Genomic DNA, 14,010 nt, shown 5'->3' on the forward strand with positions numbered 1-14,010 from the left:
CTGCCGGATTTTGCTCAGTGAACACTGCGCGTGAACAGTCAACGTCTTGGCAGCGCCACCGGCGCTTGCGCCAGATCAGCCGGGCTGGTGTCGCATAGACCGGAGCGTCAATCAGCTCGACCTCTCGCCGGCCAGCACTGACAGCGATGACCCCGCAATCGGGGCAACCGGTGAGGGTCTTTGCTGATTCCACCCACACGATCAGCGCCGCCTTCTTGGTTGGCCGGTCTACAGCGGTGACGTGGAGGCCCTCCAGATCAGCGAAGAGGTCGCAGTCATGGCAGTAGCTGATCTTGCCTGTTGGGCAAGCAGAGACGGGGCGCGTATTCTCGAACATCGGGGTCGGGGTCCTTCTGACGACGTGTTGCTTGGTCGCTACACATCATCGAGGCCCCGGCCCCTCTTTCATGCCCTACCCGAGAACCTCCGCGAGTCGCCACCCCCACCTGAAGTCCGAAGAGCCACTAAAGGGCCAGTGTGTATGTGAGCCACATCCATGGAGGGAACGGCCAGTACCAATCCTGCCAGCCAATCCCAGACCAGTCATGTCTAGAGTCACAGCTAGCGGGCATTTCGCTCGCCCACGTGAGAGCCTGGAACGCCGTTGTGAAGTTTGCTTTCGGGGACTTATGGCGCAGAAGGTGTATTCTCGGACCTTGGGGATTTTTATCTAGCGCGTATTTGCCCCACTGCAACCACGTAAGGACCGTTAAATCTGCAGTTCCACGAGCTGGCATTTAGACTTTTGGAGAGTCAGTGCCTAAAGCTTGCATGCTATGAGGGGGATACGATAGATGGTGTGTGAAGGCAAAGATGAGGCATCTACCATCTCGCCGGCACGTGGTTTGGGTGCCCAGCTGATAGCCCGTGAAGCACAAAAAGCAGCTGGAGCAGAGATTTCCTGGGTAAATTATCGCGTTGCAGTGGCTGAGACATCCGATCGGATGATCTTGATTGATGGCACCACGGTTAATGAATCTATTATGGCTGCGAGAATAGCCGATAACAAGGTTCTTACAAAGTCTTTTCTTACGCAAGCAGGAGTGTCAACTCCCCAAGGCACGGTTGTTGGATCAGAAGAGCAGGCAATTGCTTTCGCACAGAAATTAGAAGGACCTGTTGTAGTGAAGCCCGCAAAGGGATCAATGGGGAAGGGCGTGAGCGTCAATGTATTCAGTGCGCGCGAGGTTAGAGAAGCATATAGGCTTGCGGCCAGTATCAACCCCGTGGTTTTGGTAGAGCAGTTTATTGATATCGACTTTGAAGCTCGATGCATTGCTACCTCTCAAGAATTTGTCTCATCGTACAAACGCGTCTTGCCAAGCGTCGTCGGTAATGGTGAGGCATCTATACGTGAACTCATTCTGGAGGCTAATCTTCTGAAAGAAGAGAGTCCATTGCTGAGAAATCACCCTATTCCGGTCGACGCGACGCTTCTGTCGACTCTTGACGCTCAGGGTTGGCGGATAGATGACGTTCTGGAATCAGGAAAGAGACTCGTGGTACGGAACGTAGGCGGGTTAAGCAGTGGTGGAGAGCCCCACGAAATTACAAGTGAATTTAGTGATGAACTTAGGCAGATGGCTGTTCGATCTATTCGATCAATACCAGGACTTCATTGGGGTGGAATAGACCTAGCGGTAGAACGCCATACAGGTAGAGCGTACGTTATCGAAGTAAACGTTAATGCCGGATTTGCGGGTTCAATGTTTCCCGTTTCTGGTGACCCGGTTAACGTGGCGGCTATTGCCTGGCGGGAGCGGTTCAAAAGAAGTCATCCGCTCCCTCCCGCTGAAGGTCGGTTTCCCGAGAGGCATACGGAGCCGAGTACTATGGACACGCTCTACCCACACCTGTGGACTAAATCGCAGGTGGTTCGGTTGTCGGGTCTACTCTGGAACAGTCTCGAAGGCTCCGGCCTTTTCCAGGCGCGCCGTCTTGCCTCGCTGGTTCAATTGAAGGGCCACGATGGGCGTGAACGTTGGTTCAGCTCAGACTTGCGTGGCGAAAACGATTCTCTGTCAGCGTATCGCCTGTCACGAAGGCATGCGTCCATTCGGAAGATCCTCCGTGAACGGGGAGTCCGACAGGTCCGCGCTGCCGTGGTGTCGAGCGCAGATCAAGTTGCTCGATTTTCCCCTCGGCATCGTGGCCTGTTCGCCGCCACTCCAGTCAACAGTCCTTGGCTGGGAGCCGATTGTCACATCGGTCATCGTGCATGCATCGAAAAGCTCATGACGGGTTCCAGTCGATGGGTTATTCAACCATATTGGGATGGTGTGCGTCTGCGCGCTTATGCCTCGAAGGATCGAGTTTTCGCCCTCACATCCTCGAGTGGAGGATCGCGCTTTACGCAGGAGATGCTTATAGGCGCGTCGAAAGCGGCAATCAGCGTGATGCGCGCGGTTCCTGATCTGCGGTGGGCTGCCGTGGATCTATACGTTCCGGGTGCAACCCCTACGGATGGAGAATCTCGAGAACCCGTTTTCGAGGGAATCCAGGTGGACCCCAAGCTAGCGTCTGCTGAAAGACTACTTGCCGGATCATTTTCTGTCATGGCTGATTGGGTGGTGCGCTAGATCATGTTGCGGAATTTGAACGGTAGCTGGTGTTAATCGGGGGACTGTTTGCGCCTTCCCAGAAGGCTCGTTCTCGCGGAACGAAATTCTACAGTTGAACTAGGGAAGCAATGTCCCTGGTACGCGGAAGCCTGCCGTGACAACCCCGCGCCATTCATCAACCGAGGAAGCAGGAATACCTATGATCTCTTCAGCGGCCTCTCTTAATGGCTGGAGAGACTCTCTATCCGGACCGGCGAGCATAAGTAAGAGACGTTTTCCCCTCCGTTCGAGGGAACCAGCGGCATTCAATTGGCGAGCCTCCTTTTGGAGTTCTTGCTTCTGCGACTCAGTTATCGGGAGGCAGCTTGCGCCTTCATCGAAAGTGTATTTGTAACGCGCGGGATAGTGGGACGGGGGCAGCGCTTTCAGAGTCACGCTCCCGGCAACGTTGGCGCGAAGTGCTGCGCGAAGTGGACGCACGTCAAAATTAAGAAGCTCGTCTCCTGGTTGCTCGCTCCGTGAAGACTCCGGAAAGAAATAGTCAACCATGCCCTTGGGGACGTCTTGGCCGGTACCTTGGGTCGGGTACATGTTAACGGGTATGTGAGGACGAGAGTTCATCTCGATTACGGTGAATGTATCCGGAGTGGCGGCTTCGCCAGTCTTGTAGAGAACATCCACGCCAGCCACCACAACGTTGGGTATGGCTGCAACAGCTCGAATCGCTGCATCCTTTATTGCTTCCGGTAGTGCTTCTGTCACGTCGATTACATCGCCACCCGCTGAGGCATTTGCAATTCTTCTCAGAAAAACAGTCTGTCCGTCAGTGGGAACACTTCCAAGCGTCATGTCATTTTTCTTAAGTTCCTGTCTGACCTCATAGTCTATTTTGATCAGACCCTTGGATAAAAAGGGATTCTGTTTTCGTGAATAATTTTTATCTTCGATGAGCTCTTCGACGCTCTTGGTACCGTCGCCTTCGATGTTTGCTGGAACTCGCAGACAAGCGGCTACTACCTTGTCTCCTACCACCAAGATTCGATAATCATCACCAGAGTGATGCTTTTCTATCAGGACTTCTTCCGCACGAATCTCTTCAACTAGCTGATTCCATGAGGAAGACAGTTCTGCCCACGACGGTATGTTGCTAAAGACGCCCCGGCCCATTGTTCCGCCATTCGGCTTGATGACTAGAGGATAACCGATCTCTGCTGCTATCGATTCTAAGTCGTTAAGGCTCGTGGCAGCAGTGTCCAAGAGACGCCCTCGAGGAACAGGAACTTGCTCTTTCTCCATGAGCCGCTTCGTGTCCCATTTCTTGATGAGCTTTTGGTAATCGCTACGTTTGGTGATAGACGTGGGCCTGGAGTCGTTAAAAACGACCCTCCTTGTGCCGTCACTGATTCCGAATATCCGTAGGTCTGCATCGTAGAAAGTGACTTGCAAACCTCTGCGCCATGCCTCTAAGGCAAGGCAGTAGCTGGAGAGTTTCCCGCCTCCGTAGGTCCGCCGGACGACATCGGGGGAAAAGTGCTGTGGCCATGCTGCTGACATAAGTCGTCCTTTCCGAGTCTTGGTTGAGCCTACTAGCCACTTGTCGGAGCGTCCAAGGGCAACCCGTATTTTCTGCGGCATCGCGGATACCGAAAGGTGATTTGGAGTGCAGCGCTTGGAGTTCTTGCCACTAATCACTGGTCTCGGCACAGGTGGAGAGTGTTATCGCGAATCAGCAGCGTAGATGCGTCGGGAAGACGAATGTCGTGAATGCTGTTGAGGGTTCTACGTGAGCACTAACGCCGAGCAGGTTTCCCGCCCCCGTATACCGCCAGAGTTGAAAGTGATGATCGCGTCGGCGTTCGTTATCGCCATAGGTTTCGGGATCGTCGCTCCGATCCTGCCGCAGTACGCATCCGATTTCGGAGTCTCTGCCTTCGCAGTGTCGGCTGTCGTTTCAGCCTTTGGGCTTTTCCGGCTGCTCTTCGCTCCCGCTTCAGGGAAGTTGACCCAGCGTCTAGGGGAGACTCCTGTTTACGTCATTGGCCTTCTGATCGTCGCTGCCTCCATGATTGCGACGGCTTATGCGCCGACCTTCGAACTGCTGCTCATTTTCCGGGCACTTGGGGGCATAGGGTCAACATTCTTCACCGTATCCGCCATGACATTTTTGGCTCGGAAATCACCCCCAGAAATTCGAGGAAGAGTCGCCGGTGCCTACGCGTCAGCATTCCTGATCGGCAACGTTGCGGGGCCCATTCTCGGTTCCGGTCTCCTCGTCTTCGGGCAGAGGGTCCCATTCCTGGTCTATGGAGGGGCCCTGATCCTCGCTGCGGCCCTGGTTTACTTCATGCTTCGCAAGTCCAGACTCGAGGACCGGAAAAACAAGGAGACCCGCCAGAACGCCAGTCTCGTTGAAGCCTGGCAGAGTCGGAGCTACCGGGCTGCGCTGACCTCTGGATTTGTCAACGGCTGGGCAACCTTTGGAGTGCGCAACTCGATCGTGCCGCTCTTCGCCGCCTCAGCATTCGTCGGCGGTGGTTGGATCATCGACTCCAGTCAGCTTGCGGGTTTCGCGCTGGCCACATTCGCGGTAGGAAACGTGGCCATAGTCTTCACATTGGCAAAACGCTCTGACCAGTGGGGCCGTCGTCCGCCCATCATGATTGGGCTGGTCATTGCCGCAATCGCCACCGGGCTGTTGGGATTCGCCCCGGACCCCTGGATCCTGTTGCTCCTGAGTCTGATTGCCGGGGCTGGAACTGGACTGATTGTTCCTGCGCAACAAGCGGCGGTGGCCGACATTGTCGGGGAAGGACGGAACGGCGGCCCTGTGGTGTCCACTTTCCAGATGACACAGGATCTCGGTGGAATTCTCGGACCGCTCCTGGCCGGGTTCCTGGTCGATCAGTTGAGCTACGCATGGGCGTTCGGCATCACCGGCATCGTGATGCTTTTTGGTGCCGCAGCCTGGGCGGCAGCACCAGAAACTCTTCCGGACAAGCCCTAGGGGCCCATGTCCGAAAGGTGTGAGTCCGATCCAGCTGTGCTGAGCCCCGGCGGCCGAGAGCACACTGGGTAACGTGAGAAGTCCCGAACCCATCAGGGGGTTCGGGACTTCTCACTCGTTGGCACACCACCTACAGGTGATACGCGAACTCAGTGTTACTGGATGTTCGACACCTTATGCGCGAGTGTCCACTGGGACCGTGGCGTAGGCCTCAGTCTGGTGAGCTGCGGAGTCAATGCCAGTCTCTTCGATGCTGTCATCGACACGGAATCCAATGGTCTTATGGATCGCCATACCGATGATGTACGTGGCGCCGAAGGCGAAGACCAGGGTCACGACAACTGCCACGACCTGGGCGATCAGAAGGTCGAAACCTCCGCCGATCAGCAGGCCGGTGCGGCCCTCACCGTAAATGTCTTCGTATCCGAAGAGGCCAATGGCGATGGTGCCCCAGAGGCCAGCGACGAAGTGCAGACCCACAACATCCAGGGTGTCGTCATACTTGCCATACTTGAAGTCCACGGCGAAGCAGCAGATAACACCAGAGATGGCGCCCAGGATGATAGCGCCCACTGGCGGTACATGTGCCACAGCGGGTGTGATGGCCACAAGACCAGCGACGATACCGGAAGCCGCACCCACAGGAGTGGGCTTCTTGCCACGTGCCCACTCAGTCAGCAACCAAGCAGTCAGAGCGGCGGCGGGAGCCAGCATCGTGTTCAGCCAGTTCAGAGAGATCTCATCTGTGCTGCCGGCTTCACCAAGGTTGAATCCGAACCAACCGAACCAGAGGATCGAGGCGCCCAGCAGGACGAATGGCACGTTGTGAGGTTTTGTGGGAGCGAAGTTGCTACGTGGGCCGATCACCAGCACCAAAGCCAGAGCCGCTAGACCGGCGCACATGTGGACAACCAGGCCGCCAGCAAAGTCCACAGCTTCACCTACGGCATCACCGATCAGGCCACCTTCCACGAGAAGGCCTCCGTCGCCCCACACCCAGTGTGCAAGCGGCGCGTAGACGAGGGTGAGCCAGATCGGCACAAAAATCATCCATGCGGAGAATTTAGCGCGGTCGGCGATAGCACCGGAGATCAGTGCCGTGGTGATGATGGCGAACGTACCGCCGAAGCCAACCAAGACAAGTTCATCGCCTGCCGCTTCGAAGGATGCGAAGGCCGCGAAGTTGTCTGCCGGGTTGCCGAACAGGCCACCAACTGAGCTACCGAAGGAAATCGCATCACCCCACAGTGTCCAGGTGATAGCCACGAGACCCATGGCCGCGAAGCTCATCATCATCATGTTGACGGCGGACTTGGTCTGTGTGAGACCGCCATAGAAAAGTGCAAGACCAGGGGTCATGAACAGGACCAAAGCACCTGCTACGACTACCCAAATAACATCTGCTTCCATCAGGTTCCCTCCAGGAACGTTACTCACCGATGACCCTCATCGGCGCGAGCTGTGTTCCATGCTGTCCTCTATGTGTTTCACCTCGAGTGCCCTCATGTTTCAGCAACGTTAAATCTCTCCGGCGAAAAGGGAATAACACGACGACGGCGCCCCGCTCAGGCCCCGGAATCCAGGGGAGTGGGGCGCCGCAACGCTCTTGGAAAGAGTCAGATCATTCTTCCAAAAGGGCATCCACAAATGATTCGGCATCGAAAGGAGCGAGATCATCGGGGCCCTCACCGAGCCCGATAAGTTTGACCGGCACACCCAGCTGCTTTTGGATAGCGACGACGATGCCGCCGCGAGCAGTGCCATCGAGCTTGGTCAGAACGATGCCAGTGACGTTGACGACTTCGGAGAAGATTTTTGCCTGGCTCAGACCGTTCTGACCCGTCGTGGCGTCAAGAACCAACAGGACTTCGTCCACCTGTGACTTCTTCTCGACGACACGCTTGACTTTGCCAAGTTCGTCCATCAAGTTCGATTTGTTCTGCAGGCGGCCGGCTGTATCGATCATCACGATGTCTGATTCCAACTCAGTCGCCTTGTCTACCGCCTCGAAAGCCACTGACGCGGGATCTGCGCCCTCAACGTCCGAAGAGACCGTCGGAACTCCCACCCTGGAACCCCACGTGGTGAGCTGCTCAGCGGCTGCCGCACGGAAAGTGTCAGCAGCCCCGAGAATGACGTCTTTGTCTTCTGCCACCAGCACGCGCGCGAGTTTTCCTACGGTGGTGGTCTTGCCAACGCCGTTGACTCCCACCACCATCACCACAGCTGGGCGGCCGGAGACTTCAATGGCGAGGCTGCGGTCGAATTCTGGGTCAACGAGGTTAATAAGTTCCTCGCGGAGGATGGCTTTCACTCGAGCCGGGTCTTTCGACCCTTCGATTTTGACCCGTTCGCGCAGGGTCTCCACCAGTTCAAACGTTGAATCAGCGCCGAGATCAGCGGTCAGGAGAGTCTCTTCGATCTCATCCCAGACGTCGTCGTTGATTTCATCCTGGCTCAACAGTGCAAGCAGAGACTTACTGAAAATGTTGTTGGATTTGACCAGTCGGGCCCGGAGGCGGGCAAGGCGGGTGTCTGCAGCTTCCGGCGTGTCCAGGACGGTCTCTGCCGGTGCCTCAGGAGCCTCGACATCTAGGTCGGACGGAGTTCCCTCTGGACGGTCTGCGACCAGGGTCGCTCCGTCTGGCTCATCAGGAGCCCCAGGTGGGAGATCGTCGTGGTCCCGGGTTTCGGGGAATTCTTTGGTCGTCCTACCAGGGGAGAGCGGGCGCCCCTTGACCAGGAACAGTCCGAGCAGGGAAAGCAGGATAAGGCTGAGAACTATGAACGTAATAAAGACTGAGGTTTCCACGCACCCAAGTCTCGCACAGGGTTCTATCTCCTGAAGCGGCTCCGAATAGTGTTCAGAGCATTCCGTGCCTGTTGGGCAGCAGGGGAGACGCGCTCCCCGACCCTGTGTATGAGGCTGGACTCTGTTTCCTTCGCTAAGACGCCCAGCTTTTCATGCGCGGATTCCGCCGACTCCACGGCAGCGCTGATTGCCATTTCCAACTGGTCAACACGGGCATTCTGGGCCGCAATGCGGGCATCACGTTCGGCCAATTGCGTGGCATAGGATTCGCCAGCCTCACGCAGAGCCAGGTCAAAATCAGACTGCTTCTCTTCCTGCTCCTTCAAAGAGGAGGAAATGTTCTCGAGCAGGTTCAGCAGCTCCTGCAGCTCTCCCGAGGATGGTGCCGCCGAAACTGTCGCCTCAGCGTCCTGGACGCGTGACTCCAATGCCGCATACTCCACCTGGCGGACCTGCTCGAGCTGATCATAGACGCTCCGAAGTTCCGCTACGAGATCCTGCTGATGGCCCAGCAGCGCGGTGACCACCTGGTGAGCGTTGTCTCCCAGATCGCTCGGGGGCAGGATCTTGTCTCTGGTCTCGGGGGCCCAGTCAACCTCGGTGGGTTCTTCCTCATCGGCCAGCTCGGGCTCCTCGCCATCGTGTTCGAAGGCATCTGAGAGGTCAATACTCTCGGGCTGGGTTCTTTCCGTCATATGTTCGATCCTACTTGCGTCCACGAAGGATGTCCCCAAAGCTTCGTCTGTACCAGCGGGGCTTCCGTTCTGGTGTGGGGAGCGTCACTTCATCCTCATACCGAAGTGGTTGTTCTGAAGGGTCTCCCGCTGACTCATGTTTACCGGAGTCCTTGTGCGTGGCAGGCCGGGCGGCCGGTTTCGCGGCGGCTAAGCGTGCGGTGGACTCGCGTTCTGCGATGGCCTCGGAAAGATGTTGCGGTACAGCAGATTCGCCGATGTGCGCCGGGACCTGCAGCGTGCGCATATCTCCGGAGGTCAATGAGCGCAGGCCTGAGACCGGGAAATTGAGAAGCTGTTCGACGAATTCTGCCCGTTGCCCGAAAGATGCACCGCGTGCGCGGTGGGCCGCTGAGCGGGCGATCGGGCTCCGTTGCAGCTTCACCAGATGCGAAAGCTCGGGGTGTTGGGACAGTGCGCGTCCGGCGGCCCGATGACCGGATTCAGCCGCGCGGAGATATGCCAGGTGGGTCCCCAGCGCTGACTTGATCACCTGTGCATCATGGTCTTGGCTCACATTGTTACTCTAGAGCTTTGGAAGTTTCGAGTCCGGGTCAGCTTCAAGCTGGGGCTGAATACCCTCGACTGACGGCACTATGAGTCTTTAAGGAAACGCACCCGACGTGTTCAACTCGCTCTCAGATCGCCTCACAGCGACGTTCAAGAACCTCCGCGGCAAGGGGAAGCTGACCGAGGCCGATATTGACGGCACCGCCAGGGAAATCCGGCGCGCCCTCCTCGACGCCGACGTCGCCGTCCCTGTCGTCCGAGAATTCATCGCCCGGATCAAAGCTCGTGCCTTGGGGACGGAGGTAGCTCAGGCCCTCAATCCCGGGCAGCAGGTCGTCAAGATTGTGAACGAGGAGCTCGTCGGCATTCTCGGCGGTGAGACCCGTCAGCTGGAGTTCGCCAAGCAGCCACCGACGATCATTATGCTCGCTGGTCTCCAAGGAGCTGGTAAAACCACCCTCGCAGGGAAAATGGCGCTGCACTTGAAGAACCAGGGACACACCCCTGTTCTCGTCGCATGCGACCTTCAACGGCCCAATGCTGTGAAGCAGTTGCAGGTCGGCGGCGAGCGTGCCGGGGTGCCGGTCTACGCCCCACATCCGGGAGTCAGCTCAGAGACTGAAGCTGCGACCGGGGATCCGGTGGCTGTGGCCAAGGAAGGACTTGCACACGCGAAGTCCAAACTCCACGATGTGGTCATCATCGACACCGCCGGCCGACTGGGCGTCGATGAAGAACTGATGCGCCAGGCTGCCGACATCAAATCCGCTGTCAACGCCCACGAGACGCTGTTCGTCATTGACGCCATGATCGGTCAGGACGCAGTCAACACCGCCCAGGCGTTCAACGAAGGTGTGAACTTCACCGGAGTAGTGCTCACCAAGCTTGACGGCGATGCGCGAGGCGGCGCAGCGCTCTCGGTGGCGTCGGTGACGGGCAAGCCTGTGATGTACGCATCCACAGGCGAAGGGCTGAAGGACTTCGAGGTCTTCCACCCCGACCGGATGGCTCGCCGGATCCTTGACATGGGTGACATCCTCAGTCTGATCGAACAGGCTGAGGCGACCTGGGACAAGGATGAAGCGGCCAAAATGGCGCAGAAGTTCGCCGACCAGGAGGACTTCACTCTTGAAGACTTCCGAGCCCAGATGCAGCAAATCAAGAAGATGGGCTCGATGAAGAAGCTGCTGGGTATGATGCCCGGCGCTGCAGGGATGCGCCAGCAGCTTGAACAGTTCGACGACTCGCAGCTGGATCGAGTCGAGGCCATCATCAACTCCATGACCCCACATGAGCGCAACGCGCCGAAGATCATCAACGGTTCCCGACGCGCACGCATCGCTCGCGGTTCCGGTGTCCACGTCTCGGAAGTCAACCAGCTTCTGGAACGCTTCGGCCAGGCGGCCAAGATGATGAAGAAGATGGCCTCCGGGGGCGGTATGCCGGATATGCCGGGAATGCCAGGCGGTGGAATGCCGGGCATGGGGGCGCCAGGAGGAGGTCGGAAGAAGACCAAGGCCAAAGGCAAGAAGCCCAAGGCGAAGTCAGGAAATCCGGCCAAAGCCGCTCAGCAGGCACGTGAAGCGGAGCTGCGGCGAACTCAGAAGCAGATGGACGGCTCAAGCTTCGGTGCAGGATCGGGTGACTTCGACCCTGACGAGCTCAACCTTCCCAAAGGATTCGAAAAGTACCTCAAGTAGGGAAACGACCTGAATCCCGCTAAGGATATGCGTCAGGCCAGTTTATCTGGCAGAATACACAGGTACCTTGCTCAGATTCGGTGAGCACCCTCTACTCTTGCCGATCTGACCAGCGTTCTAGTGCAAGACAAAAGCTGTTTGCATCACCCCACGCAGCTCAGGTCCCGTGCACGCCCCAAAACCTACAGGAGTAACCACACAAGTGGCAGTCAAAATTCGTCTGAAGCGAATGGGCAAGAAATTCGCCCCCCAGTACCGCGTTGTCGTTGCTGATTCCCGCGTGAAGCGTGACGGCAAGAGCATCGAGGAAATTGGCAAGTACCAGCCAACAGAGGAGCCCTCGTTCATCGAGATCCAGTCTGAACGTGCTCAGTACTGGCTGTCGGTGGGCGCACAGCCCACTGAGCAAGTCAAGCAACTGCTGACGATCACCGGTGACTGGCAGAAGTTCAAGGGCCTCGAAGGCTCGGAAGGCACGCTGAAGACTCGTACGCCTAAGGAAGAGTTCACAGCTCCTACTAAGGGCTCCGTCGTCGTTGACAAGTCCAAAGCCGCTGAGCAGGCACCTGCAGAGGCAGACAAGCCCGCAGCTGAGGACTCCTCCGAGGAGAAGACCGAAGCATGAGCACCGACGCTGCGCTCACTGACGCGCTAGAGCACTTGGTCCGCGGAATCGTCGACTCACCTGAGGAGGTCGACGTTCGCCGGAAGACTGGCCGCCGCTACGACACTCTCCAGGTCCTGGTCAACCCAGAGGACCTGGGGCGAGTCATCGGGCGAGCCGGCCGCACCGCAAAAGCTCTGCGCACCGTGATCGCAGCGTTGCCCGGCGGCAACGACGTCCGCGTGGACGTCGTCGACACTGACCGCCGTCGCTGAGAACACCATAGGCCACCAACCAGTGGACAAGACCGCATACGAACCCGACCCGCAGACACCGCCTCCCAAGGGCGAGCGTCTGCGGGTCGCTCGTATTGGGAAGCCGCACGGCATCCGTGGTGAAGTTACCGTCCAGCTCTTCACCGATGAGCCCACCGAGCGGCTCGCCCCCGGAGCTGTTCTGCTCCGAGACCCCGGAGATCCGTCAGAAAATTCTGAACTCTCTTCCAAAACCAGCGGCGCAAACACAGAGCTGGGCACACTTACGGTCGCTACTCAACGGTGGAACAAAAAGATCTGCCTCCTGGGGTTCGCCGAAGTGCCCGATCGAAACGCCGCCGAAGAGCTCCGCGGATCCGTTCTGTTCATAGACGTCGAAGACCAGGACGACGACGAAGAAGGCTGGTACTCCCACGAGCTGGAGGGGTTCCGCTGCGTCAGTGGCCAAGAGGCAGAGCTTGGAACAGTCGAAGCGCTGCTGACCGGATCCGCCCAAGACATCCTCGTCGTAAAGACACCGAACGGTGAGGAAGTCATGGTTCCGTTCGTCGAGGACATCGTCCCCGAGGTCGACCCCGGTCAGCGGCTCATCACGCTCACTCCGCCTGCGGGTCTCTTTCCGTGATGCTGTTGGGGCTCGCCGGTGAAAATTGACCTCATCTCAATTCTTCCCGAGTTCTTCGACGTCCTCGATCTCTCCCTGATCGGACGTGCACAGCAGGATGGCTTGCTGAGCATCCACCGACACAACCTTCGCGATTTCACCTACGACAAACACCGCAGTGTCGACTCGCCCCCCGCTGGTGGTGGGGCAGGGATGGTGATGAAGCCCGAACCATGGGCGTTGGCCATGGAGGACGTGCTCAAGCGTGGAGAATCCGACGCTTCCGTCGGAGCCATTTCTGAAAAGCCAGTCCTCATCATTCCGACGCCTTCTGGAGAACTCTTCACCCAAGACAGGGCGCAGGAACTCTCCCATAAGCCTCACCTGGTCTTCGCACCGGGAAGATTCGAAGGCATAGACGAACGATTCACTCGCTGGGCAGCTGAACGGTTCGACGTGCGGCGGCTCAGCATCGGCGACTACGTCCTCAATGGGGGCGAGTCAGCAGTCGTGGTCATGGTCGAAGCCATCACACGCCTCATTCCCGGAGTCATCGGCAACGATGCCTCCCTGGAGGAAGAATCCCACAGTGACGGGCTGTTGGAATACCCGGTCTACACCAAGCCCGCTCAGTGGCGGGACCATCACATTCCGGAAGTTCTGCTCTGCGGCAATCACGCCAAAATCGCCGCATGGCGCCAAACCCAGGCCGAAGAGCGGACCCAACAGGTCCGCCCCGACCTGTGGCAGCGATATCAGTCCTCTTGAGTTGGTTCAGCCTCGGCTAGACGCTCCTCAACGAAGCTGCGCATCGAACCCATCTGCTCGGCAGGGATCAGGAACTGGTGATCACTCATCGGATCCAAGACCACTCCGACGTCCTTGAGTGACTGGACCAAGGTAATTCCGTTGGTCTGCACCACATGGGGAGCTTGTTCCTTATGCTCACCGGCAGCCTCTGGGGTGGTGAACAGAACAGGCAGAGCGTTGCCTTCGTTGTCTTGCACCATCAGCAGGTTGGTGCCCTGCTCACCCTGAGGATCCTCAGAGCTCGCCACATACACGGGACTGTTCAGGAACGCATTGAGGACATTGGTCACGTCATCCTGCAGGAACCCCTCATCGGTACGATTCGCTGTGGCATCCTTCAGAGCCTGCTGCAGGTCAGGAACGTTCTCAGTGGGTGCTTCAGTCATGATTAGTCAC

General features: G+C 57.7%; 14 protein-coding genes. 7 read left to right on the forward strand and 7 right to left on the reverse strand.

All coding sequences use genetic code 11. The features are described 5' to 3' along the window. The coding region (locus FEF26_RS03075) for a transposase family protein (protein WP_138252079.1) at nucleotides 1-337 on the reverse strand (337 nt) is incomplete at its 3' end. A 457-nt stretch (nucleotides 338-794) separates the two neighbouring features. On the opposite strand from FEF26_RS03075, the gene FEF26_RS03080 reads away from it, so the two are divergent. Then, nucleotides 795-2,579 (forward strand): ATP-grasp domain-containing protein, encoded by a 1,785-nt coding sequence (locus tag FEF26_RS03080; protein WP_138252080.1) that lies wholly within the window; start codon nucleotides 795-797, stop codon nucleotides 2,577-2,579. A gap of 99 nt (nucleotides 2,580-2,678) precedes the next feature. Here FEF26_RS03080 and FEF26_RS03085 read toward each other — a convergent pair whose 3' ends face one another. Continuing rightward, complete coding sequence (locus tag FEF26_RS03085) at nucleotides 2,679-4,115, reverse strand: ATP-grasp domain-containing protein (RefSeq protein WP_166432896.1); 1,437 nt, start codon at nucleotides 4,113-4,115, stop codon at nucleotides 2,679-2,681. 229 nt (nucleotides 4,116-4,344) lie between these two features. On the opposite strand from FEF26_RS03085, the gene FEF26_RS03090 reads away from it, so the two are divergent. Next, entirely contained in the window at nucleotides 4,345-5,565 is a 1,221-nt protein-coding gene (locus FEF26_RS03090; protein WP_138252082.1) for an MFS transporter, read from the forward strand. 174 nt (nucleotides 5,566-5,739) lie between these two features. On the opposite strand, the gene FEF26_RS03095 is transcribed toward FEF26_RS03090, so the two are convergent. The 4 genes from FEF26_RS03095 to FEF26_RS03110 form a co-directional block, all read right to left on the reverse strand. Beyond that, nucleotides 5,740-6,975, reverse strand: a complete 1,236-nt coding sequence (locus tag FEF26_RS03095; protein ID WP_138252083.1) for an ammonium transporter — start codon at nucleotides 6,973-6,975, stop codon at nucleotides 5,740-5,742. A gap of 211 nt (nucleotides 6,976-7,186) precedes the next feature. Continuing rightward, nucleotides 7,187-8,377 (reverse strand): signal recognition particle-docking protein FtsY, encoded by a 1,191-nt coding sequence (gene ftsY, locus FEF26_RS03100; RefSeq protein ID WP_243730382.1) that lies wholly within the window; start codon nucleotides 8,375-8,377, stop codon nucleotides 7,187-7,189. Nucleotides 8,378-8,400: 23 nt separating this feature from the next. Then, nucleotides 8,401-9,072 (reverse strand): hypothetical protein, encoded by a 672-nt coding sequence (locus FEF26_RS03105; RefSeq protein ID WP_138252084.1) that lies wholly within the window; start codon nucleotides 9,070-9,072, stop codon nucleotides 8,401-8,403. A gap of 10 nt (nucleotides 9,073-9,082) precedes the next feature. Continuing rightward, nucleotides 9,083-9,628 carry a hypothetical protein gene (locus tag FEF26_RS03110; protein ID WP_138252085.1) on the reverse strand — a complete coding sequence of 182 codons (546 nt, stop codon included), beginning with the start codon at nucleotides 9,626-9,628 and terminating at the stop codon, nucleotides 9,083-9,085. Nucleotides 9,629-9,734: 106 nt separating this feature from the next. On the opposite strand from FEF26_RS03110, the gene ffh reads away from it, so the two are divergent. The 5 genes from ffh (at nucleotide 9,735) to trmD (ending at nucleotide 13,572) form a co-directional block, all read left to right on the forward strand. Further along, complete coding sequence (ffh, locus tag FEF26_RS03115; protein WP_138252086.1) at nucleotides 9,735-11,321, forward strand: signal recognition particle protein; 1,587 nt, start codon at nucleotides 9,735-9,737, stop codon at nucleotides 11,319-11,321. 202 nt (nucleotides 11,322-11,523) lie between these two features. Next, entirely contained in the window at nucleotides 11,524-11,946 is a 423-nt protein-coding gene (rpsP, locus tag FEF26_RS03120) for a 30S ribosomal protein S16 (RefSeq protein WP_138252087.1), read from the forward strand. Then, nucleotides 11,943-12,200, forward strand: a complete 258-nt coding sequence (locus FEF26_RS03125) for an RNA-binding protein (RefSeq protein ID WP_138252088.1) — start codon at nucleotides 11,943-11,945, stop codon at nucleotides 12,198-12,200. The genes rpsP and FEF26_RS03125 overlap by 4 nt, the downstream gene beginning before the upstream one ends. Before the next feature lie 22 nt (nucleotides 12,201-12,222). Then, a complete protein-coding gene (gene rimM, locus FEF26_RS03130; protein WP_138252089.1) occupies nucleotides 12,223-12,825 on the forward strand; it encodes a ribosome maturation factor RimM in 603 nt (200 codons plus the stop codon). An 18-nt stretch (nucleotides 12,826-12,843) separates the two neighbouring features. Continuing rightward, on the forward strand, nucleotides 12,844-13,572 hold the full coding sequence (gene trmD / locus FEF26_RS03135) for a tRNA (guanosine(37)-N1)-methyltransferase TrmD (protein ID WP_138252090.1): 729 nt from the start codon (nucleotides 12,844-12,846) through the stop codon (nucleotides 13,570-13,572). Here trmD and FEF26_RS03140 read toward each other — a convergent pair. Continuing rightward, nucleotides 13,560-14,000 (reverse strand): SseB family protein, encoded by a 441-nt coding sequence (locus FEF26_RS03140; protein WP_138252091.1) that lies wholly within the window; start codon nucleotides 13,998-14,000, stop codon nucleotides 13,560-13,562. The two genes, trmD and FEF26_RS03140, sit on opposite strands and share 13 nt — an antisense overlap. Nucleotides 14,001-14,010 lie beyond the last annotated feature (10 nt).

The sequence above is a fragment of the Nesterenkonia salmonea genome (assembly GCF_005771525.1).
Lineage (GTDB): Bacteria > Actinomycetota > Actinomycetes > Actinomycetales > Micrococcaceae > Nesterenkonia > Nesterenkonia salmonea.

Excerpts from the sequence above, each read along its gene's own strand:
- FEF26_RS03080 (WP_138252080.1), top strand. The coding sequence starts at position 795 with ATGGTGTGTGAAGGCAAAGATGAGGCATCTACCATCTCGCCGGCACGT.
- FEF26_RS03085 (WP_166432896.1), bottom strand. The coding sequence starts at position 4,115 with ATGTCAGCAGCATGGCCACAGCACTTTTCCCCCGATGTCGTCCGGCGG.
- FEF26_RS03095 (WP_138252083.1), bottom strand. The coding sequence starts at position 6,975 with ATGGAAGCAGATGTTATTTGGGTAGTCGTAGCAGGTGCTTTGGTCCTG.
- FEF26_RS03105 (WP_138252084.1), bottom strand. The coding sequence starts at position 9,072 with ATGACGGAAAGAACCCAGCCCGAGAGTATTGACCTCTCAGATGCCTTC.
- FEF26_RS03125 (WP_138252088.1), top strand. The coding sequence starts at position 11,943 with ATGAGCACCGACGCTGCGCTCACTGACGCGCTAGAGCACTTGGTCCGC.
- FEF26_RS03140 (WP_138252091.1), bottom strand. The coding sequence starts at position 14,000 with ATGACTGAAGCACCCACTGAGAACGTTCCTGACCTGCAGCAGGCTCTG.